Genomic DNA, 20598 nt, shown 5'->3' on the forward strand with positions numbered 1-20598 from the left:
GAGCCCATTCGACTCGCAAAGCTCGCTCAGGGTAAACTCTATTGGTTTGTTATCTCGAGCGTAGTCGAGAGATCTTTTTAACTGTTTCTCTCTTCCTATTGCTGAAAGTATATTATTAAAGATTTTATGTTTAGGCTTAATGAAAGTGAGAATGAAAATTTGAGGTCACAATTTGTTGCCTTAAGTTGGGGTGTCAAGATATTTACCATATGCATTTACAGTATTAATTGTTGCAATGTTATCGTCTGTTCTAAATAGTGATAATGTTATTAAAATAATGTATGGTTTTTCTCCTTTAGAGCAATTGTTCTCTGTGATATAATTTTTTTATGAAAAAGAGATTATTAAGTGGCATTCAATCTACAGGGAAGATTCATTTAGGAAATTACTTTGGAGCAGTGAAAAATTGGGTAGATTTGCAAAATAAGTATGATGCTTATTATTTTGTGGCAGATTTACATGCACTAACTACTGCTTATGATCAAGATGTAAGTATAAAAGAAAATACCTATGAAGTTGTAGCAGACCTTATAGCAGCTGGAATTAATCCAAATGAAGCAACGTTGTTTGTCCAGTCATATTTGCCAGAACATGCCGAACTTCATTTGATTTTGTCTATGATTACTCCTTTGCCTTGGTTGGAAAGAGTTCCTACTTATAAGAGCAAAATTGAGGAACTTAAGGGTAGAGATCTGAACACTTATGGGTTTTTGGGGTATCCAGTTTTAATGGCAGGGGATATCTTAATGTATATGGCTGATGCTGTCCCAGTTGGAAAGGATCAAGCACCCCATCTCGAACTTACTAGAGAGATTGCCAGAAGATTTAATTTCCTGTATAAAACTAATTTTTTTCAAGAACCAGCAGACTTATATACGGACGTTCCTGTCTTGCCTGGCACGGATGGACGAAAGATGAGTAAGAGCTATGGTAATGCGATCTTTTTTGCAGATGATGAAGATACTATTGTAAAAAAAATTAAAACAATGTTTACGGATCCACAAAGACTTCGCAGGACAGATGCAGGGAATCCGGATTTATGTGGAGTTTATGCTTTTCACAAAATTTTTGGTCAGGGCGCCAAGGTTGAGCTTGGATGTAAAACGGCAACTATCGGATGCGTTGACTGTAAAAAAGAGCTTCTGGATGCGCTGATTGCCTTCATGAAGCCAATCAGAGAAAAGAGACAAGCCTTAATAGCCGATAAAGCAGAACTTGATAAAATTATTTTTGCTGGCAACGAGAAAGCACGAAAAGTAGCCTCCAAAACATTAGATGATATTAAGAAAATCATCAAGATTAACTAATGACCGAAGTACGACTTCAGAAATTTATGGCAGAATGTGGTATAGCTTCCAGACGGAAATGTGAAGAATATATTACTAGTGGGCTGGTGAAGGTCAACGGGAAAAAGGTTACTGAGCTTGGGGTAAAAGTGGATCCTAAGAAAGATAAAATTGTTTACTTAAATTCTCAAGTTAGGGTAGATTTAAAGAAATATTTGATTTTGAATAAGCCAAAAGATTACATTACAACTAGAAATGATCCTAAATATCGAAAAACAGTATATGATTTATTGCCAAAAGAATACGAGTCACTTCATGCTGTTGGGAGGCTTGACCGTCAAAGCACAGGTTTGTTGCTTTTAACAAATGACGGGGAGTTAACAAATGCTTTGATTCACCCAAAAAGTAAAATAGCTAAAATATACAGAGTAACTATAGATAAGCCGTTGAATGTTAAAGCTCATGAAGAACTAGAAACAGGCTTATTACTCGAAGGAAAAATCACTATGCCTGCTAAGTGTTTTGTTTTAGATAATGAAGGCGTGATTTTAGAGATACATTTAAAAGAAGGGCGAAACAGACAAATCAGAAAAATGTTTGAGCAATTGGGCTATGAGGTCACAAGACTCAAAAGAATTGAAATAGGTCCAATTAAATTAGGCAAATTAAACTTAGGTGCATATCGAGAGCTTACCTCCATAGAAGTTAGTAAACTAAAGTTATTAAAGTAACAAAGGAAATAAAGTGAAAGACAACCATATGACAAATCAACAAATCAATAAATCAACAAATCCACATTTTCCAAATCATAAATATACTTTTGGTCCTGTTGTTTCAAGAAGGTTAGGGCTTTCTTTAGGTATTGATTTGGTCCCAAGGAAGAAGTGCAATCTTGATTGTCTTTATTGTGAGGTTTGCCCTACTGATAAGTTAAATGAAGATAGAATAGAGTATGTTGATACACAAGCGTTGATAAAAGAAATCAAAGAAACGAAATCCGCTATTGATTACCTTACTTTAACTGGCTCGGGTGAACCAACTTTACATGTTGAGTTAGATAAAATGATCTCTTCTTTGAAAAAAGAATTCACTTATCCAATAGTAATGCTTACTAATTCTTTATTATTAAGGAAGGAAAAGGTTAGAAACGAGCTCTTGGGTTTAGATTTAATAGTTCCTTCTTTAGATGCAGTCTCTCAGTCAGTTTTTAAGAAAATAAATAGACCAGTAGAAGATGTGTTCGCTTCGGATGTGGTAAATGGGCTAATTGAGTTTAGAAAGATTTTTTCAGGCAAGATGTGGCTCGAGGTGCTTTTTGTGAAAGGTATAAATGATAGTGACAGTGAAATTAAATTATTAGCTGCTGCTATTTCTAAAATTAAACCAGATAGAGTGCAATTAAATACTGTAGCCAGACCACCAGCATATGGAGGGATTGAACCTTTATCTTTTGATGAACTAAAAAAGATAAGTGAACAGTTAAATTTTAAAAATGTTGATATTATAGGTGCTCACCCATCCAGTAATTCTGGTGCTGAGCTGACTCAAAAAGCAGTTGTTGAATATCTTAGAAGAAGGCCCGCTGTTTTTGAAGAATTACTAATGGCTTTTTCTGTTGAAGCAACTGCCTTGCGTAATTTTTTGTTTGAGCTAGAGACTAAAAGAGAAATATTAAAAGAAGTTCATGCTGGGATGGTGTTTTTCAAGGTAAATTATTGAAATTTGCTTATTGTTACTTGCTTACATTTATGATAAAGTATACTGGTTTTCAAGATAATTAATACAAATTGTAGAAGGTGTTATAGATGGCTAAAAAATGTGAAGTTTGCGGAAAAGGACCAATGTCAGGAAACAATGTTTCTCACTCGAAGAGAAGAACAAGAAGACGTTTTCTGCCTAACCTACAGATAAAAATAATTGGTAACAAGAAAGTGCAAGTATGCACTTCTTGTATTAGAACAGCAGCTAAGAGTAGCTAACCTCAAAATATTCCAAACTATTTAACAAATAACATATTATTCCGTCTTATGACGGTTTAATATGCTTTATGTTGATCTCAAACATTTAATTATTAATAAATATAGAGAATATTTTTTGGTTTTATTGACTGATGAGTAGATTATTTGTAAACTTGTAGCTACGTTCACTGAGGAGGATTTTTTTTGCCGAAGATAGTTAATAAACAGGAAAAACGTTCACGTCTAGTTCAAGCTGCGATTCCAGTTTTTGCGAAATATACGTTTAGAGAAGCAAAAATGAACGATGTCGCTATTTCCGCTGATGTTGGCAAAGGAACTCTTTATGAATATTTCGAGAGTAAAGATGAATTATTTTTAGAGATATTCAAAATGTGGTTTTCCACGTTAGAAGCGCAAATCCATGATGTAGTTAATGCTATTGATGATCCAGGAAAACAACTTATAACTTTTTATGAACAATACTTTGCAACGATAGAGAAATATTCTGATACTTATTATATCTATTTTGATTTTTGGACGGAGTTAGTCCGTAATCCTAAAATTAGTTCTCAGGAAATTAAAGATGTCTATCAATCTTTGCGTAGTTTAGTTGCAGGAATACTTGAGGATGGAGTCAGTTTGGGTATTTTTAAGAAACTTGATCCACAAGTTAAGAGTATTCAGTTGTTATCAATTGTCGATGGCCTTTTGTTGCAATGGCTGATGGATAGAGAATCCTTTTCTTTGAAAGAGGTAGGAATAGATTCCGTTAATGTTTTTCTTGAATCCTTAATGCTTTAAAAGGAACTTTTCTCTTATTCAGTTGTCTAATTTATTGGTATAATCGGGCTTAAGGTTCTTGTCGAAAATTTTTGGAGGTAATTCATGGATAATGTCGGAGCAGGTTCTGGTGGAGGAATACATCCAGGAGCACCTATAATATGGCCAACAATTAAGCCAACTACTACAGAGACTACTGAAACTACTGAGACAACAGATTCGTCTAGCTCATCAAGTTCTTCGTCGTCTTCGTCTTCTAGCGCCTCCTCATCATCGTCAGCATCTAGTGCTTCATCTGCATCTAGTGCGTCGTCAGCTTCAGCCGCAGCAGCTGCGGCCGCTGCAAGTTCTGCTTCTTCATCAAGTTCTGTTATGCGAAGTCTCTCTGCACAGGATTTATCGTCTCAGCTAGTTACAATGGGCATGGCTGATTCAGCTGAAAACCAGTCATTAGCAATGAAGATGCTTGAACATGGACTTGAGTTAAGTCCTGAAAATTTTGAGCAATTATTTAGTGCATTGCAGTCCAAGGGCAATAGTCAGTCAGCTCAGACTGCTGCCTTTACAGCTTTGGCAAAGGGAGTAGCGGGAAATCAAAGTGCAGTTAATGCTTTGGACCAGTTTTTTTCCGGACAGATGAGTGCTGCTCAGCAAGTGGAGAATTTAAATCAACAAATTCAAGCAGTTGCCAAGGGTCTAGATCAAGCTCCTAATTTGTTAAGCCAAGGACTTACTTCTAGTTTGTCTTCATTATTGTCAGAATTTGATTCAAGAATTAAGCAAATGAATAATAAAGATAATTTTCTTAGTAAAGAGAATATCGCTCTGTCTGCAACTCAAAAAGAACAGATTTCTCAGATAAACAATGTCTCTAGTTTACAGCGATCTACCTTAAATAATGCTTTATCAACAAATGCGCCTTTATCTAAGACTCAACAGGAGACTATCCAGCAAATGATGAACGGTTCTGTGGGCATGACTGAGGAGCAAACAAAGGCAATGCAGGATTTATTGCTTTCTAAAAATGCTTTACCAGCCAATATGAAAGACTCTATTAGTCAGATGTTGCAAAAAGATTCTTCTTTACCTGCCAATTATAAAGAAGCTCTTTCTCAGTTATTTAGTTCCTCAGCAAGTCTTACCACTGAGCAAAAGCAAGCTCTTTTGCAGATTCAAAATGCTGGCTCAATCTCTACGGAGCAGAGGGTTTTGTTAGCTGATGTTTTGAATGGTAGTAATGATAAAAATACTTTAGTAGCGCTTGATAAAATGGTTGCAGACGCACCCTTAAAAATGGACCAGAAAATAGCCTTGAATAGTGCCTTACATACTTTGGCTTCTCCTAAAACTGATGTTTCTTTGTCTTCTGCAAATAATGCTTTGCCAGGAATGTCACAAGAAAGTATGGAACTGTTGTCTCAGCTTGTCTCTTCGCAGGGAGGATTGCCAGCTGATCAACTTAGCTCTGTTATGAGTTTATTGTCAGGCATGGGGCTTTTGAATGGTTCTCATGTTGAGTCTATTAGTCAGCTAATAAGTGGAGGGTCTTTGCCAACAGCACAAGCTAATATTTTGCAAATGTTGCTTGAGCAACCAGGACTTTTGTCTGCTGCTGATATTTCTGTGTTGCAAGAGATATTAGATTCTGGGAAATTAACACAAGATCAATTGTTTTCTTTGCAACAAATGATGATGCAACTTCAAAATAAGCCAATGCAGATGCCAATGAGTTGGGCTCAAGACTTTAACGCCTTGCAGTCACTAATAAAAGGCATATATAAACAGCTTTCTAACCAACAGTTGGATGACAAGGGGAAGGACTTATTGGAGGCGTTGAAGGCTTTGGATAAATCACTTGTGGAAAATGTTTCCAATATGACGGCTCAAGGGATATTAAGTAAAATGTCCAAATACAATGATCCTTCACTCCCTGATAAATATTATTATTGGATGATTCCTAATCCTTTTGCAGAACAAAAAAGAGACATTGAGATTTTAGTCAAAAGGGATACCTCAAAAGACGGCTCACCTGTCAATCCGCATAAAACTCAGATAATATTAAAGACAGAGACTGAATCAATGGGTGAAGTCGCGGTAATTGTAGAAATATCTGATAAAGATATTTGGTATTTGTTTAATACTGACAATGATGATGCTAGGCAATACATTGCTGCTAACTCAGCCATGTTGAGGGATCAGATGAAGGTGCTTGATTTTAATGTGCAGGGTTTTCAAACTCAAATTAAGAAAATTAATATAAATAAAATATTATCGCCAACGTTGGATTTAGATAAATTAAGACGAATAAGTGCGGAAGCCTAAATAGTGAATAGTGAGAAGTGAATAGTGAATGGAAAGATTGAGAAGAAAATAATGTATGCCGTGTCATCCTCGCGTAGGCGGGGATCTAAAAACATAAATGGATTAGTAGATTCCCGACTAAATCGGGAATGACTAGAAACTGAACAGAAAAAGGTTAATAGGAAGAGGTAAAGAGGATAAAAGTGGAAAATAAAGAAGAGAGAAAACCATTAAAAGTTGCTGCAGCTATTAAATATGACCCTGAAAAAAATGTAGCCCCGATTATTTTAGCAAAAGGTAAGGGGAGTATTGCTGAGGAGATTATTAGGATAGCAGAAGAAAATGATGTGCCTCTTTATCAGGACGCTGCGTTGGCTAAATTATTAGGAACTTTGGAGCTGGAAACAGAAATACCTCCAGAAATGTATTCTGTTGTAGCAGAGGTCTTAGCCTTTGTTTACAAGTTAGAACAAAAAAGAAAAGGAAAAAGTAAGTTTGATGCTGTTAAGACAAACAGTGTAAAGAAGGATAGCAAATGAAGAAAATAATTGTTATTTTTGTTTTTCTATTAACTGTAATAGTTGCTGATTCAACTATAAATAATGCTTCTCAGGCATTATCTGTTTCTGAGTTGCAACAAGGAGTGTTAATGGAAAATGCTATTAACATTAAAACTCCTGGCTATCGTACAATTAAGATTGTTGCATACAATGATGAAAAAACAGGCAAGAAAGTCGTAAAACGTACAAATGTTTTTAGCTCAGGACCATTAGTAATTACAAATCGTCCTTTTGATTTATCAATTGAGGGAAGTGGGTTTTTTGTTTTATCAGACGGAAGGGGTGGGGTGTTTCTTACTCGTGATGGACGGTTTCAGGTTAATTCCAGTATGCAGATGGTTTCGTTGTCCGGAGGTTTGTTTGTTTTAGATGAAAGCGATTCTCCTATTGGTTTGTCTGGTAGCACAGCGATACAAGTGGATAGTAAAGGTTACGTGTACGGTTCTGATGGCAATGTAATAACTAGATTGAAAATAGTTAATGTTATTGGTGTTGATAAATTACGCTCTGTTAATAACGTAATGTTTTATGTCGATGTTATTGATGAGGGACAATTATTTATTCCTGAAGATTTTGTTATCAGGCAAGGCTCTTACGAGTCCTCTAATGTAGACTATAATAAATTAATGGTAGAGTTGGCTGACAAAACCTTATACACAGCTAATACACAAATGATACAGACTAGATTAAAAATGTTAGACTCTTTGAATGGGTTGGTAAATCAAAACTAATGGAAATAAAAAAAGATAAATTATCAGAAGAAAAGGATATTAAGACTAAGGCTAATAAGGATGCAGTTAGTTTGGGACGTTCTTTGACCTTGGTTTATCAAATAGGTTTTACAATAATTTTGTCTTTATTATTTTTCTTGTTTGTTGGTAAAAAGCTGGATGAGTGGCTAGGAACGCCTGGCATATTTATGATAATTGGGATTATTTTTGGTGTTGTTGGTGGTGGTTACGTCGTGTATAAGGAAATAGAAAGAATATGATGGTAACTTTAAAAAATCAGGCAATTATTACCGAAAGAGTGGGTTTTTTAGTTTATTCTTTATTAATATTGCTAGTATTTTTTTTGAAAAGGGACTGGGTGCTTAGCGCTATTGTCGGAGCATTGACAGCAATAATTAATTTTCGTATTCAGGTAAAAGGTCTGGAGTCTTTAGCGGAAAAAGGTAATGCTTTTGTTGTAACAGGTAACTTTTATTTAAGAATGGCTATCATTGGTGCAGTGTTATTCCTGTCTTTCAGTAAACCAAACTTTAACCCTTTTGTGGTTTTTACTTTTATGTTTAGTTTTCAGTTTTTTGTAATCATAGTAGGCGCTTTCAGTAACAAATAATCTACGATATACGTTGTACTTATTTCCCTTTTTGTAGCTAAAAACACTATTGGCAGTGTTGTGATGTTGTTCTGTTGTAATGTTGCTATATTGCAATGTGTCTTAGTTGTTTGACAATGATATTTAATTTTATTATTATATAAATACAATATTGCAACGATATATCAACGTTGTCGGGGGGCAAGAGTTGGGGAAACCGAGAGCAGGCAATCTTTTAGGTTGTCTGCTTTCCTTTTTACTCAGGATTCTCGGAAGGCATGGATGGATAAAAAAGAGGAACGACTTGCTATTAATGTGACAGTATCCAATGAAGAGTATGAGTTTGTTAGGTTGCAAGCATACTTGAACAAAACTTCTATGTCGGCATATGTTAGAAAATTAATTGATCAAGAAAGAAATAAAGTTGGCAAGAAAGGCTTGCGTTTTCTGTAGTTAAACATATAATTATTTAAGGGGGACATTCATGGAAGACATAGCAATTAAAAGTAATTATTCGATTGGGACTATTTCCTCTTTGTCAGATAATAAGATTGGTCAAGATAGTGCTTTTTCTAATATGCTTAAAAATAATATACAGGAGACGAATAACCTTTTGAATACAGCTGACCAATATCAATATGATTTTACTGTTCTTAGAAATAGAGAGTTGCATGAAGTTATGATAGCCACAGAAGAAGCTAATATGGCACTTAAATTTACAATGCAAGTGCGTAATAAAGTTATTGAAGCCTATCAGGAACTATTAAGAATACAAGTATAAAGTGCAGGACTTAGACAAGGAACTTCTAAGTAACATTCTAGACATTTTAATTTCCAAAAATGGAGACTATTCAGACATATATTATCAAGATGAGGATCTTTTTACTTTTACTATAGAAAATAATAAGGTGAAATCACTTAAAGTCGGGTCAGAAAGAGGCTTGAACCTTAGATATATTAAGGGAGATAAAACCTTTAGTTCTAGTTCCAGCGACTTTAGCCCTGAGGTTTTGAAACAAATTGCTGTTCAAATTCCAGTTAGCATGGGGAACAATATCATTACTTCCAAGAAAATAGTTTTACCGTCAGATATTATAAATCAAGAAAATATTTCCTTTAGTAGACGAGAGAGTCTAATAAATAAATTTTTGGCTTGCAGTGAGTCTTTGAAAGCTCGTTCAGAGAAAATAGTTCAATCAACCTTTCGATACTTAACATCAGTTAGCGATATTCTCTTAGTTAATTCTAAAAACGAGGTAGTGTTTGATAGAAGAAAGTATTCTCGTTTTATTGTTCAAATAGTAGCTCAGGATGGAAATATTATTCAGACAGCTTACGAAGGGCCAGGGATAACAGGCAATGACGATGTAATGGACGTCGTGGGTTTAGAGGAGATTACTGAAAAAGTAGCTGAACGTGCCATTATGATGTTAACGGCAAAGCCAGCGCCCACAGGAAGAATGCCAGTAGTAATGATGGGTGAAGCCGGTGGAACGATGGTACACGAGGCTTGCGGTCATTCCTTAGAAGCTGATTTTATTTATAAGGGCACTTCAAATTTGAAGGATAAAATAGGTCAAAAAGTTGCCTCAGAAAATGTTACTGTGATTGATGATGCGACAGTTCCAGGAGTATATGGTTCTTATGAGTATGATGACGAGGGTGTGCCTGCTAAGCGTAGTGTGTTAATTGAGAATGGTGTCTTGAAGTCTTATATGACAGACAGGCTTAGTGCAGGGCTTTTGGGGTTAGAACTGTCAGGTAATGGAAGAAGAGAATCCTTTAGGAGTAAGCCAGTTCCAAGAATGAGTAATACTTTTATTGAAGATAGAAATATGTTGGCAGAGGAGATTGTTGATACAGTTGACCAAGGTTTGCTTGTCAAAAAGATGGGTGGCGGTCAGGTTAATATTACTAATGGTGACTTTGTTTTTGAAATTAGTGAAGGTTATTTGATTGAAAAAGGTAAAGTCAAGCATCCAATTAGAGGTGCAAGTTTGATAGGAAATGGGATTGAAGTCCTTAAGAATATTGAGATGGTTGGAAAAGATAAGATGTTTATGCCTGGTGTCTGTGGGAAGTATGATCATGTTCCTGTGTCAGATGCTCAGCCAACGATGAGGATTGCTGGGTTAACAATAGGAGGGAGCTAACACTCCCCCTAGCCCCCTCTCAAGAGGGGGAATAGTTGAAAAGTGAATGGAAAAACGTAAATTGGTAAATGGAGAAAACCAAAAGGGATTGAGGTTCTCGAAGTGATCACTAAATTGAAATGTATAAAAGGAAAAGGCTCAAGAGTCATTCCCGATTTAGTCGGGAATCCAGGAGTTTAACAGTAAATTGATTCCCGCTTACGCGGGAATGACTAGAAACTAGACTCTAGAAACTATAAAAGGAAACATAATGAATAAAGAGATTAAAAACTTTTTTGATAATTGTTCTAGTTATTTAGACAAACAAAAGTTGGATAGCTATGATGTTTATTTGGCTACAGATAAGAGTAGGCAAATAGCTTGTAGAGAATATCAGATAGAAGATTATAAAGAATCGGTTGAACTTGGTTACTCTGTTAGGGTGATGAAAGACAATAAGATGAGCTTTATTTATGGAAATGAATTAGTGTCATTGGTAGTGAATAATAAATTAGAAGAAGTTGTAAGTTTAAATAAACTTTCACCAAAAGATGAAACATTACGGATGCCAACTACTGTTTCTGCTCAAGTGCAAAGCTTCACCGTTGATGATGCATATGAATGTATAGCTGTTAAGGATAAAGAAGAGTCGCTTAAGTATTTAGAAAAAAAAATAAGAGAAAAAGACAAAAGAATAACTAATGTTGAGCGTCTTGCATTCTCGGAGAGTAGTAGTGAGTTTTTTTATAAAGTTCAAAATAGTGATATTAAGAAACAGAAAGTAGTTTATTTTGGGTATGATGGTGAAGTTATTGCTGAAGAAAATGGACAGATGGAGTCGGGTGGAGACTTTTCCTATAAAACAAGGTTTGCTAAGTTACAGTTAGAACCTTTAGCGGACAAGATAGCAGAAAACGCTTTGTCTATGTTAGGTGCAGTCCCAATAGCAAGTGGCGAGTATAAAGTTGTTTTAAGAAACGATGTTGCTGCTATGTTCTTAAGCACCTTTGCTAGTTTGTTTTCTGCTGAGCAGGTGCAGAATAATAAGTCTGTACTGAAAGGTAAATTAGGTACTATTTTGGCGAATACAAAGTTTAGTTTGTATGACGATGGGAGTATTTTGGATACGATTGGTTATTCTTTGGTTGATGGTGAGGGTGTAGCTGGTCAAAGAACACAATTGATTAATAATGGTGTATTACAGGGGTTTCTCTATGACTTAAAGTCTGCCGCAAAGGATGGTGTGAATTCCACTGGTAATGCAAGTAGAAGTGGTTATGATAGCATGCCTTCCATTAAGCCCACTAATTTGATTGTGCCATCTGGAAGTAACTCGTTAACTGATTTATTAAATCAGGATAAAGTTTTTTTTGTAACTAATGTTATGGGGATGCATACAGCAAATTCCATCAATGGTGAGTTTAGTTTGGGTGCTTCAGGTGTGCTTTATGAAAAAGGTAAGCCCATACAGTCTGTACGTCAGATAACTATAGCTGGTGATTTTTTGAATTTATTAGCTGCGGTTGCAGGTTTAGCGAATGATGAAGATGATTTTCCTTTTAATGGGAATATTATTACTCCGTCTTGGTTTGTTGAGAAACTAATGATTTCAGGGTTGTAACTGTTACTTTTGCTTGCACCCTTCGGGGATAGTCGCTAAATTCGTAACTCATTAAACGATGCTATCCAAGTTGTAAGCCAATTATTATTTATTTAAAAAACTACCGAAAAGACCAAGAGAATTAAACTGTTTTTTAGTTTAATTAATAGAGTATGCTTCGGGACATCGATATTAATTGAATCATTAATCGAGCGGTCACTGAGTGATTTTGCATTGCAAAATTGTATCGAGATGTCGAAGTGTAAGCGAAGACGGAACTGTTCATCAGTTCAATTAAAGCGGATGTGTTTTACTAGTGATTTCTTTCAAAAAAAGCACATATATCATTATCAGCTTTAAGATGTTTTGGAATGTGGTCGTAAATTTTGTTTACATCACACGTTTGCGCAATGTTTAATACTGTAAGTGTTATTTTAATAATCTACCGTTATTGATTAGAAATATTCCCTACTAATATTAAATGGAGAGAAAATAATAATTCTCCCTCTTGAGAGGGAGATGTCTTGCTGAGCAAGACAGAGGGAGTGTAATTGGGATTGTATTTCCGTTCCACTAACCATTACAATACAAATATGAAAAATATTACCAAGATTATTATTAGTGGCATTGTTGTAGCTGTTTTTCTTTATTTTTTTGTTTCTTTGCAGGTCAAAAAGGAGATAGCCTCGGAGATGACTACCCCTGATTTTATGATGGAGCTTAATGATGTTCGTTTAAGAGGCTGGGATAAAGAGAAAACTGCCTGGGAACTGATAGCAACACAAGCTTATTATTATGATAAAAACAACGTAGTCCTTTTAGCTATTAGAGATGGTTCTTTTTTAGATAATAAAGGGGATAATTTAATGAAATCCATTAGTGTTGCTACTGTGAATGCGAATATTTTCAAAAAAGAAATAATTCTCAATGAGGTAAGTTTAGATCTCAAATCAGAGAGTCAGGAGCGGGTGGTGCTTAGAGCAGATAGCCTTCGATATTTAGCTGGAGTTTTCTCGTCAGAGACTTCTTTTTCATTAATGGTAGGGGGATGGCAGATAAGTTCGGGTAAATTAGACTTTGATACTAATGAAAATGTTATTTTTTTGAGCAATAAAGTGATAATTACCAAAGATAAGAATTTGCTTCATAGTGACACGGGGGTTTATTCTTCGGTTAGTAATTTATTGAAGCTGAAGGATAAGGTTAGTGTGGAATATTTAGTTTCAGAAAAAGGTAAAGAATATAAGTTATTTGTTTCTGCTGGCGAGGCAGACATTTTGTTGGGAGAGAAAGAGTCAGAAGTCGTTTTTGGTAAAGGGTTGGTTTTTAGATTGGGTGAAGATGTGCTCCAGGCAAGAGATGGAAAATATAATCAGATTACTAAATTAATGCATATAAATGAGGCAATTATTCGGGTTAATGATGGCACCCAGATTTTAAATAATATTGATAAGGAAGATATAACTGGGAGTAGTATCAGGGCCAATAATCTAGATATTAATTTTCAGCAAAAGATAGTTAATTTAGTTGGAGGTGTTGTCTATGAAAGAAAGGAACGAAAAGTATTAGCAACCAAAGGTACTTATGACGTTGAAAAGGGATTATTGTTCATGCATGAAAATGTGCAAATCTTGGATGGGAATAAAACTATTAAGGCAAATGCTGTGGATGTGGATGTTAAAAATGATGTTATAGTAGCGAAAGGTAATGTTAAGACCAAGTTGAAAATATAACGTAAATAATTTAATATATGGATGAAGGATAATAAGGTATAATAGAAACAAGATGAAAAAAACATATAAAATACAAGATTTAGTTGAAATATTTGGATTAACCACCAGAACCTTAAGGTTTTGGGAGGAAAAAGATCTTTTGAATGCTTTACTTAGAGTTCCAGGGAAGAGAAGAGTCTATGGTGAAGATGTCATTAAAAGAATTAAAGATATCAAAAGCTATAAATCTAGAGGTTTATCGTTAGAAGACATCAAAATACAAATCGAAAAAAAAGAAAAAAAGAGTAAGGTAAAAAAGAACCCAATCAGAATAATAGTTGGAAGTTCTGCCGGTATTGAAGAAGTGAATATGACAAAATATGAAATAGACCTCTTGCCTTCTTATATTTTTTTAGACGGCAGAAAGTTTGTAGACGGAGTTAATATTTCAGAAAAAGAAATTGCTGATTTGGAATGGATAGATTTAACAACACAGGCTCCATCAGTAGATGATTATATTTATATTTATTCAGAAATGGTAGAAGAAGGTGTCGAGCAGATAATTTCTTTTCACCCTAACAAAACATATTGTGATTCAATAGTTAACGCTAAGAAGGCAGCTGACCGAGTAAAAGGTATTAAAATCCATATCATAGATACTTGTTCGTTTGGTCAAATCAGTGAATTGTTAGCAATTATTACAAGAGATAGATTAAACAAAGGCGCTTTGGTAGAACAAGTTATTAAGTATTTACTTCAGTTAATAGCTGACCATGCTTCTTATTTGGTTGTTTCATCAATGATTAATATGTCTAATCTTGGTCTAGTTAATATTGAGTTTAAGAAAATAGTAAATCCATTGTTTAGAGCGACCATGAACTATCATCCTTTACTAAAAATGAATAATCAGATTGATGCTTATGAGTTGATTAGCCGAGCAGGTAGTCTTATTGATGGAGTTGATGATTTGGTGGCACAAATTAAAAATGAGGAAGCGAAGAGCAAGTTTCCGATAAAAATGGTAGGTGTTTATTATACCTGTAATAAAACACAACTTAATGAATTGGTGTTATATTTTAGAGACCAAGGCATTTCAGTATTTTGGCAGAAGAGTAACTTTTATATGTCAGCACATTTAGGCACGGAGTCGGTCGCGGTTAATATTTTATACGAAAGGTAGTTGGGTATGCAAAGAACTTGGGGGGTATTTGTTCTTTTATTTTTAGGGGCATCCTGTGCTTTTTCAAGCGATCTCATAAACGACCTTTATCAAAGAAACGATTTAATCCACATTAATCTTTTAAGGAATGCTGTTTTAATGGAGCAGTGGGAAGATGCTAACGAGTTGAGCATGCTTGAAACCTATTATATTGCTGATTACAACCAGTTTATTAAAGATTTCGATAATAAATATCAGTCTTTAAGTGATGCTGACAATCAGTTGGTTTTCTTTTATTTAACTTCAAAATACAAAACAGCTGATTATTCTGCCTTGAAGACTATTTTCCCTTATATTAAGCCAGAGATGCTTTCTTTAGATAATTGGAGAGATTTACAGATAATAAAAGCAGTGAGTTATTATTTGGATGGCGAGGTGATTGCTTTGGATCTATTGTCTGCTGATTTAAACCAAGATGAACGTTCAAATAAGAAATTATTAGAAACGGTAAAAAATATTTATCAGTTGCAATTAGTAGAGAATGAACTTAACCCAATTTCTGCAGATGTAGATGTTTCTTATTATAATGCTTGGAATAATTTAAAAAACGGCAAGTATGATCAGGCCATAAGTTTTTTTGATAAAGCAAAGAAAATAAACACCAATCCAACAGTAAGGAAAGAATTTATTGAATATGGCATTGGGGTAACTCTATATGCATCTGGCAACAACGAAGAAGCAATAAAACAATTCTCGAAAGATTACACCAACGATTCATTAAAAAAGTCAGTTAAGTTTTTTCAACTTTTACTTGCGTTTGATGAGAAAAAATACTCAGAGGTTATTACTGCTTCAACGGAAATTTTGGCTATGGATGAAGCTTTCAAATATAAGGATCAAACTAAATATTTAAGAGGAGCTAGTTTTTATTCGCTTGGAGATAATCAACAAGCCAAAAAAGTTTTAGAAGAAATAAAAGACTTTAGTCCGTTTGTAAAATATTTATTAGCAGAGATATATTTTGAAGAAGGAGCATATACAAAGGCCAAGAATTATTATCAAGAAGCACAAAAGAAATCGAGTGGTTTTTTAAGTGAGTACGCAAGCTATGGCTATGCCTGGTCATGTTTTAAGCTTGCGCAGTATAAAGAAGCAGAAACAGTTTTTGAAAAAAATAGTTTAAATAAACAATTTTCTGAGGAGCTGAGATTTAATATGATGATTAAATCTGCCGATTCCGCTTATAACTCCGGGAACTATAAAGATGCGGAGAAAAAATACCGAGAGTTTTTGAACAAATTAGTGGGTAAAACAGATAAATATAAAACTTTACATAAACAGGGTATTTATAATTTGGCAAAGGTTTACATGAAATTAAAAGATTTCAAAAAAGCTAATGATGTTTTAGAAACTTATTTACCAGAAGTTAAAAACGATAAAGAAACAGTGATTATAAAAACAATAATGGCAAATAACTTTTATCATTTAAAAAACTATAAAACAGCGAGTAGAGTATATGAGGAGCTTATCCTGATGTACAAAACATACGTGAATGAAGATACTTATATTTCTTTGGCTGATAGTTATTTTAATGGCAAAGAATATGGTAAAGCCTTGGTCGTTTATCAAGATTATTTGGAGGAATATCCAAAAGGTGAAAGAGATATGGATGCAAATTATGGTATGGTGCAAACACTCTATCAGTTAAAAGATTATAGTTCTGCAAGAGACTTAGCAAAAAAGGTTGACGAGAAATATGGCATTGAATTATTGAAAGAGATAGAAGGTAAGATAAAGTTTACAAAGGAGACAGTCAGTGAGTAATAAGTTATTGTTGTTGGTTGGTTTTATTTTTGTTAGTACCTGTGTTTTTTCAGTGGAGCAAGATAGCCAATTTTTACTACCAGACTTATTCATTACTGCTAAGGATGAGAGAATTTTGGAAAGTTCCAATAAGATTGATCCAAAGCTACAATCTACGCTCAAGGCTCAAGACTTAATGGTGGATGGTTCACAACAGAAAGATACTGGCTTTTTGGATAATATTAAATTTTCAGATAGTAATAGCAGCGTAATGTATAATGATGTTAGTTTTTTTCTTGGGTTACCAGTTTTATTGGATTTAACTTTTAATCACGGATATGTTGTATCTGGAATGCCTTATTTCTTGCGTTTTAATCGTTATGATAGAAAATCTTACTATGGTGCGGACAACAATGGTGGTTCATTCTTTTTCGCTATTCGCCCTGACAATGCTAACAATCTTTCCTTTCTTTCTAAGCAAAAGCATTTAGAGGGAAGCAATTTAGACCTGTTTGGCGTAGGGTATAAAAGGACTACAGCTTTGCCGATAGGTTATGCAGGTAGAATGTTTAACGCTAATGGTTATGCAGGAAATACCTCGCTCACGATGTTACAACATAACGTTGATTTAGAATTAGGAAAGGTTAAGCTTGCCGGACAAGAGATGGATTCTGCAGTGTCCTTAATGTATTTAGGTTCTCCTAAAAATCAATTTGTTTTTTTGGATTTGGGGTTAAATAAAGTACTTCAAACTACTAAAAATTCTTTAGATTTAGGTTTGCAACTTTGGAGTAATGCTGGTTTGCAAAAATTTAATGTGTTAGTTGATTATAAAGATTCTTTTAAATACGATAAATTAGATATTAAGATGAACGTTGGAATGATTCATGAACCAATGACCGTTGAGAAAATGTTTGCTACTGATTTTATTGAAATGGATGATGCCGTGATTAACTGTGATGAACGTTTTTCTTTTGGTGTTTCCGTTAATGGACTATTAAAAGAACAAAATGAGACTATTTTTGCTGATTTTAATTATTATAGTTATTTAAATGCTTTAGATGATGTAGATAATGATGATTATTATTCTTTCGTGGGATTTAATGATGTAACGATATTAAAGACAGGTGTGTTTTTCCCATCCGTGATGATTGCTTCCGAGTCTGTTAGTGTAAAAGTACAGTATCCATTTATCTCAAAAAAAGTACCAAATTTATTTAGTAAATTTTTAGAGTTAGGGTATGGTAAAGATTTATTTGATGGGAAGTTGAAGATTAATGGTAGTTATTATTTAAGAGAATTTTCTAGAACGACGGGTAACAATTATAAAGCAGGCTTTTTTGATATTGACGCTTCATTCGAAAAAGCTATTTCCAATGATTGGTCATATGGACTTTATTTAGATAATTTATTATCTGCAGGAAACGAATATTTGGCAGACCGGAACTTTAGAGATACAGTTCTTTATGCTAAAATCAAAGTGGTGTTTTAACTGTTTATTTGTTTATGTGTTTAGTTGTTTAATCCCTTCCCTATTTATAATGGGGGATGTTCTAGTCACGGAGGTGGTCATTGAGCGGAGTCGAAATGTCCTCGAAGTGCAAGGGTAGATGGATTATTGAGAAGGGGATAGAAGTCATTCCCGTGAAGACGGGAATCTGTTCGGAATCAAGTTTTTGTCTATAATTTATAAGGAGGAAAAAATGTTAACGATTTTATTAAAGGGCGGGTTCATGATTTACATTCTGTTTTTATTCTCAATATTGGGAGTAGCAATTTTCGTTGAGAGACTTATGTTTCTAAGAAACTCTATGAATAAATCTAAAGATTTTTTACCTGCAATTAGAGAACTGTACAATACTGAAGGAGTGAAATCAGCTTATCGTTATTGTAATCTTCATCCATCAGTTATTTCCTCTGTTTTTAAAGTAGGTCTTAGAAATGCCAATAAAAGCAGTTCAGAATTGCGAGCTATTATTGAAAGCTCTGGTCAATTGGAGATAAGAAAACTGGAACGCAACTTGATAGTATTAGCTACATTAGCTGGAGTCGCGCCCTTAATGGGGTTTTTAGGTACAGTTACAGGTATGATTAAAGCCTTTAGAGAAATAGAGACCTTAGGTGGTAACGTTAATGCGTCTGTGCTGGCTGGTGGTATTTGGGAAGCGTTGATTACCACGGCTGTTGGTCTTGCAGTAGCGATTGTTCTGCACTTGGCTTATAATTATTTAATAAATTTTATTGAGAAACATATACTTGATGTGGAAGAGAACTCTATTGAATTATTAGGGTTTTTAACAAAGAAGGAAGACAATGAAATCCCCACAACGTAGAAGTTACTTAAAGTCTATAGAAAGTACTGCTCTTACTGATATAGTATTTTTATTACTAATTTTCTTTCTTTTAACTTCTTCATTTGTTAATCAGGTGGGAGTTAAAGTTGATTTGCCTGACATGCAAAAACCACCAGTTAATAAGATTCAGAATCCTATAACTATCGCAGTAAATAATAATTTACAGGTCTTTTTGAATGATGAGCTTGTGTTGGAAGAAGAAGTAGTGGATAAACTTACACCAATGTTAGTGGATATGGATGATAAATTGGTTGTTTTCAGACCAGATAAAAGCATCCAAGTCGAGAAGCTTATCGCAGTAATGGATTTGGCTAGTTTGGCGGGTGCTACTAAGTTAGTTATCGCGACCAAAGCCATAGAGGACTAATGGATCCTCGGTTTGTTAAATCATTATTAATTTCCATCTTTGCACATTTATTACTATTTTTGTTGATGTTTTTTATCAGGTTTAGTATTACTCAACCCGATAAAGAGATTTACAGAGAAGTATCCTTTGTTGTAGAACGTGATTTTCCTGAGATGCAGGAAGATAGTCAGAGTAGTTTGTCACAAGAACAATTAGTTAAGCCAATTGAAGAAGTTATAGAGAATGATATACCATCAAAACCTAAAGAAAAAATAGATAAACTAACAGACCCTTCCGGTCAAACTAAACAAGTAGAACTTCCTACAGTAAAAACTAAACAGCCAGATCCTAAAATTCCAGTGAGTGTTGAGCAAAAGAAAGAGGACTCTACTTTAAAGATTTTTGTTCCTGAACAAAAAGTAGAATCTGATAAGCAAGCAAAAGAGAATGTTATGAAAGATATGCAAGGTGGGGAATTTGGTGATTCTGTCGTTGACCTACGACCATCAAAGAATTTAGAAATTTTTGGTCCGATTGTGAATCGAAGCATTGTTTATTCAGAGATTCCAGAATATCCAGCTTGGGCTAAAGCTCAAGGAATAGAGTCAGAGGTAAGAATGAAGTTTTGGGTAGAGCCAAATGGAGAAGTAGTAAATATAGATATTATTCAGAAATCAGGTTATTTGAAATTAGACCTTTTAGCAAAAAATAGCTTAGCAAAATGGAAGTTTACTCCATTGACTGCTGATGTTCCTCAGATAAAGCAATGGGGAGAAATTGTAGTCAGGTTTGTGCTTTACTAATCCTCCTCCCCTCAGTCAGCCTACGCCATAGGCGTACAAGTGAGGCTGACAGCTCCCCACTTTGGGGGAGCCTTTTGTTTATGTTAAGTGATTGAAGCTAAAAATTTAAATAAATCTTTTAACACTCCCCCTTACCCCTACTTCTACATGCTCAGCACAAGTCTCAAGAGGGGAGATAAGAAATTATTTTTTGAATTAAAATTACCCCCATTAATTGCTGGATAGCTACTTAATTTCGTGTGCTAGAAGCAATTAATATAGAAAATATACGTTAAAAACATTATCTCCACATAAAAGAACATTAGAACAGGATTTTGCCATATATTTAAGCGGGAAATAGTTATCAGTGTTTCGATAAATCGAGCTTGCATTCATAACTGAATGCGAATAAAGGGGGAGGAACTCCCCCTTGCAAGCTATCCCCCTGCAAAAAAAACACAAAAACTGACGATATAAAACATGTGAAAAAAAATATAGGAAAAGT

General features: G+C 34.5%; 21 protein-coding genes. All 21 read left to right on the plus strand.

All coding sequences use genetic code 11. The features are described from left to right. Positions 1-329 precede the first annotated feature (329 nt). The 21 genes from trpS to PHF25_04720 all read left to right on the plus strand — a co-directional run bounded on the left by trpS (position 330) and on the right by PHF25_04720 (position 20114). Positions 330-1307, plus strand: coding sequence for a tryptophan--tRNA ligase (gene trpS / locus PHF25_04620; GenBank protein ID MDD4527307.1), 978 nt, complete (start codon positions 330-332; stop codon positions 1305-1307). Then, positions 1307-2017 (plus strand): pseudouridine synthase, encoded by a 711-nt coding sequence (locus PHF25_04625; protein ID MDD4527308.1) that lies wholly within the window; start codon positions 1307-1309, stop codon positions 2015-2017. Before trpS ends, PHF25_04625 begins: the two co-directional genes overlap by 1 nt. A 13-nt stretch (positions 2018-2030) precedes the next feature. Then, positions 2031-3005 (plus strand): radical SAM protein, encoded by a 975-nt coding sequence (locus PHF25_04630; GenBank protein MDD4527309.1) that lies wholly within the window; start codon positions 2031-2033, stop codon positions 3003-3005. Positions 3006-3091: 86 nt separating this feature from the next. Beyond that, complete coding sequence (gene rpmB, locus PHF25_04635) at positions 3092-3265, plus strand: 50S ribosomal protein L28 (GenBank protein ID MDD4527310.1); 174 nt, start codon at positions 3092-3094, stop codon at positions 3263-3265. A 183-nt stretch (positions 3266-3448) separates the two neighbouring features. Beyond that, positions 3449-4045 carry a TetR/AcrR family transcriptional regulator gene (locus tag PHF25_04640; protein MDD4527311.1) on the plus strand — a complete coding sequence of 199 codons (597 nt, stop codon included), beginning with the start codon at positions 3449-3451 and terminating at the stop codon, positions 4043-4045. Positions 4046-4129: 84 nt separating this feature from the next. Next, positions 4130-6346 (plus strand): hypothetical protein, encoded by a 2217-nt coding sequence (locus PHF25_04645; protein ID MDD4527312.1) that lies wholly within the window; start codon positions 4130-4132, stop codon positions 6344-6346. 182 nt (positions 6347-6528) lie between these two features. After that, on the plus strand, positions 6529-6864 hold the full coding sequence (locus PHF25_04650) for an EscU/YscU/HrcU family type III secretion system export apparatus switch protein (GenBank protein ID MDD4527313.1): 336 nt from the start codon (positions 6529-6531) through the stop codon (positions 6862-6864). Further along, the gene (locus PHF25_04655; GenBank protein ID MDD4527314.1) at positions 6861-7616 is read left to right on the plus strand and encodes a flagellar basal body rod C-terminal domain-containing protein; all 756 of its coding nucleotides are present in this window, start codon (positions 6861-6863) and stop codon (positions 7614-7616) included. Before PHF25_04650 ends, PHF25_04655 begins: the two co-directional genes overlap by 4 nt. Beyond that, complete coding sequence (locus PHF25_04660) at positions 7616-7876, plus strand: AtpZ/AtpI family protein (protein ID MDD4527315.1); 261 nt, start codon at positions 7616-7618, stop codon at positions 7874-7876. Before PHF25_04655 ends, PHF25_04660 begins: the two co-directional genes overlap by 1 nt. Next, a complete protein-coding gene (locus tag PHF25_04665; GenBank protein ID MDD4527316.1) occupies positions 7873-8226 on the plus strand; it encodes an ATP synthase subunit I in 354 nt (117 codons plus the stop codon). The genes PHF25_04660 and PHF25_04665 overlap by 4 nt, the downstream gene beginning before the upstream one ends. Before the next feature lie 261 nt (positions 8227-8487). Continuing rightward, complete coding sequence (locus tag PHF25_04670; protein ID MDD4527317.1) at positions 8488-8658, plus strand: hypothetical protein; 171 nt, start codon at positions 8488-8490, stop codon at positions 8656-8658. Positions 8659-8689: 31 nt separating this feature from the next. After that, on the plus strand, positions 8690-8986 hold the full coding sequence (gene fliE / locus PHF25_04675) for a flagellar hook-basal body complex protein FliE (GenBank protein ID MDD4527318.1): 297 nt from the start codon (positions 8690-8692) through the stop codon (positions 8984-8986). A 1-nt stretch (position 8987) separates the two neighbouring features. After that, positions 8988-10358 carry a TldD/PmbA family protein gene (locus PHF25_04680; protein MDD4527319.1) on the plus strand — a complete coding sequence of 457 codons (1371 nt, stop codon included), beginning with the start codon at positions 8988-8990 and terminating at the stop codon, positions 10356-10358. A 250-nt stretch (positions 10359-10608) separates the two neighbouring features. Next, positions 10609-11958, plus strand: coding sequence for a TldD/PmbA family protein (locus tag PHF25_04685; GenBank protein ID MDD4527320.1), 1350 nt, complete (start codon positions 10609-10611; stop codon positions 11956-11958). A gap of 572 nt (positions 11959-12530) precedes the next feature. After that, positions 12531-13670 (plus strand): hypothetical protein, encoded by a 1140-nt coding sequence (locus PHF25_04690; GenBank protein MDD4527321.1) that lies wholly within the window; start codon positions 12531-12533, stop codon positions 13668-13670. A 52-nt stretch (positions 13671-13722) separates the two neighbouring features. Then, on the plus strand, positions 13723-14829 hold the full coding sequence (locus tag PHF25_04695; GenBank protein ID MDD4527322.1) for a DegV family protein: 1107 nt from the start codon (positions 13723-13725) through the stop codon (positions 14827-14829). Between the two features lie 6 nt (positions 14830-14835). Then, complete coding sequence (locus tag PHF25_04700; GenBank protein ID MDD4527323.1) at positions 14836-16632, plus strand: tetratricopeptide repeat protein; 1797 nt, start codon at positions 14836-14838, stop codon at positions 16630-16632. After that, a complete protein-coding gene (locus PHF25_04705; protein MDD4527324.1) occupies positions 16625-18103 on the plus strand; it encodes a hypothetical protein in 1479 nt (492 codons plus the stop codon). Before PHF25_04700 ends, PHF25_04705 begins: the two co-directional genes overlap by 8 nt. Positions 18104-18314: 211 nt before the next feature. After that, positions 18315-18944 carry a MotA/TolQ/ExbB proton channel family protein gene (locus tag PHF25_04710; protein ID MDD4527325.1) on the plus strand — a complete coding sequence of 210 codons (630 nt, stop codon included), beginning with the start codon at positions 18315-18317 and terminating at the stop codon, positions 18942-18944. Beyond that, positions 18925-19332, plus strand: a complete 408-nt coding sequence (locus tag PHF25_04715) for a biopolymer transporter ExbD (protein MDD4527326.1) — start codon at positions 18925-18927, stop codon at positions 19330-19332. The genes PHF25_04710 and PHF25_04715 overlap by 20 nt, the downstream gene beginning before the upstream one ends. Continuing rightward, positions 19332-20114 carry a TonB family protein gene (locus PHF25_04720; protein ID MDD4527327.1) on the plus strand — a complete coding sequence of 261 codons (783 nt, stop codon included), beginning with the start codon at positions 19332-19334 and terminating at the stop codon, positions 20112-20114. The genes PHF25_04715 and PHF25_04720 overlap by 1 nt, the downstream gene beginning before the upstream one ends. The last annotated feature ends 484 nt before the right edge of the window (positions 20115-20598 follow it).

It is taken from the genome of Candidatus Margulisiibacteriota bacterium (genome assembly GCA_028706105.1).
GTDB lineage: Bacteria > Margulisbacteria > Riflemargulisbacteria > GWF2-35-9 > DYQY01 > DYQY01.

What these genes read in the sequence shown, in the direction of transcription:
- trpS (MDD4527307.1), top strand. Translation starts at nt 330, where the DNA reads ATGAAAAAGAGATTATTAAGTGGCATTCAATCTACAGGGAAGATTCAT.
- PHF25_04625 (MDD4527308.1), top strand. Translation starts at nt 1,307, where the DNA reads ATGACCGAAGTACGACTTCAGAAATTTATGGCAGAATGTGGTATAGCT.
- rpmB (MDD4527310.1), top strand. Translation starts at nt 3,092, where the DNA reads ATGGCTAAAAAATGTGAAGTTTGCGGAAAAGGACCAATGTCAGGAAAC.
- PHF25_04645 (MDD4527312.1), top strand. Translation starts at nt 4,130, where the DNA reads ATGGATAATGTCGGAGCAGGTTCTGGTGGAGGAATACATCCAGGAGCA.
- PHF25_04655 (MDD4527314.1), top strand. Translation starts at nt 6,861, where the DNA reads ATGAAGAAAATAATTGTTATTTTTGTTTTTCTATTAACTGTAATAGTT.
- PHF25_04660 (MDD4527315.1), top strand. Translation starts at nt 7,616, where the DNA reads ATGGAAATAAAAAAAGATAAATTATCAGAAGAAAAGGATATTAAGACT.
- PHF25_04665 (MDD4527316.1), top strand. Translation starts at nt 7,873, where the DNA reads ATGATGGTAACTTTAAAAAATCAGGCAATTATTACCGAAAGAGTGGGT.
- PHF25_04670 (MDD4527317.1), top strand. Translation starts at nt 8,488, where the DNA reads ATGGATAAAAAAGAGGAACGACTTGCTATTAATGTGACAGTATCCAAT.
- fliE (MDD4527318.1), top strand. Translation starts at nt 8,690, where the DNA reads ATGGAAGACATAGCAATTAAAAGTAATTATTCGATTGGGACTATTTCC.
- PHF25_04685 (MDD4527320.1), top strand. Translation starts at nt 10,609, where the DNA reads ATGAATAAAGAGATTAAAAACTTTTTTGATAATTGTTCTAGTTATTTA.
- PHF25_04690 (MDD4527321.1), top strand. Translation starts at nt 12,531, where the DNA reads ATGAAAAATATTACCAAGATTATTATTAGTGGCATTGTTGTAGCTGTT.
- PHF25_04695 (MDD4527322.1), top strand. Translation starts at nt 13,723, where the DNA reads ATGAAAAAAACATATAAAATACAAGATTTAGTTGAAATATTTGGATTA.
- PHF25_04700 (MDD4527323.1), top strand. Translation starts at nt 14,836, where the DNA reads ATGCAAAGAACTTGGGGGGTATTTGTTCTTTTATTTTTAGGGGCATCC.
- PHF25_04710 (MDD4527325.1), top strand. Translation starts at nt 18,315, where the DNA reads ATGTTAACGATTTTATTAAAGGGCGGGTTCATGATTTACATTCTGTTT.
- PHF25_04715 (MDD4527326.1), top strand. Translation starts at nt 18,925, where the DNA reads ATGAAATCCCCACAACGTAGAAGTTACTTAAAGTCTATAGAAAGTACT.
- PHF25_04720 (MDD4527327.1), top strand. Translation starts at nt 19,332, where the DNA reads ATGGATCCTCGGTTTGTTAAATCATTATTAATTTCCATCTTTGCACAT.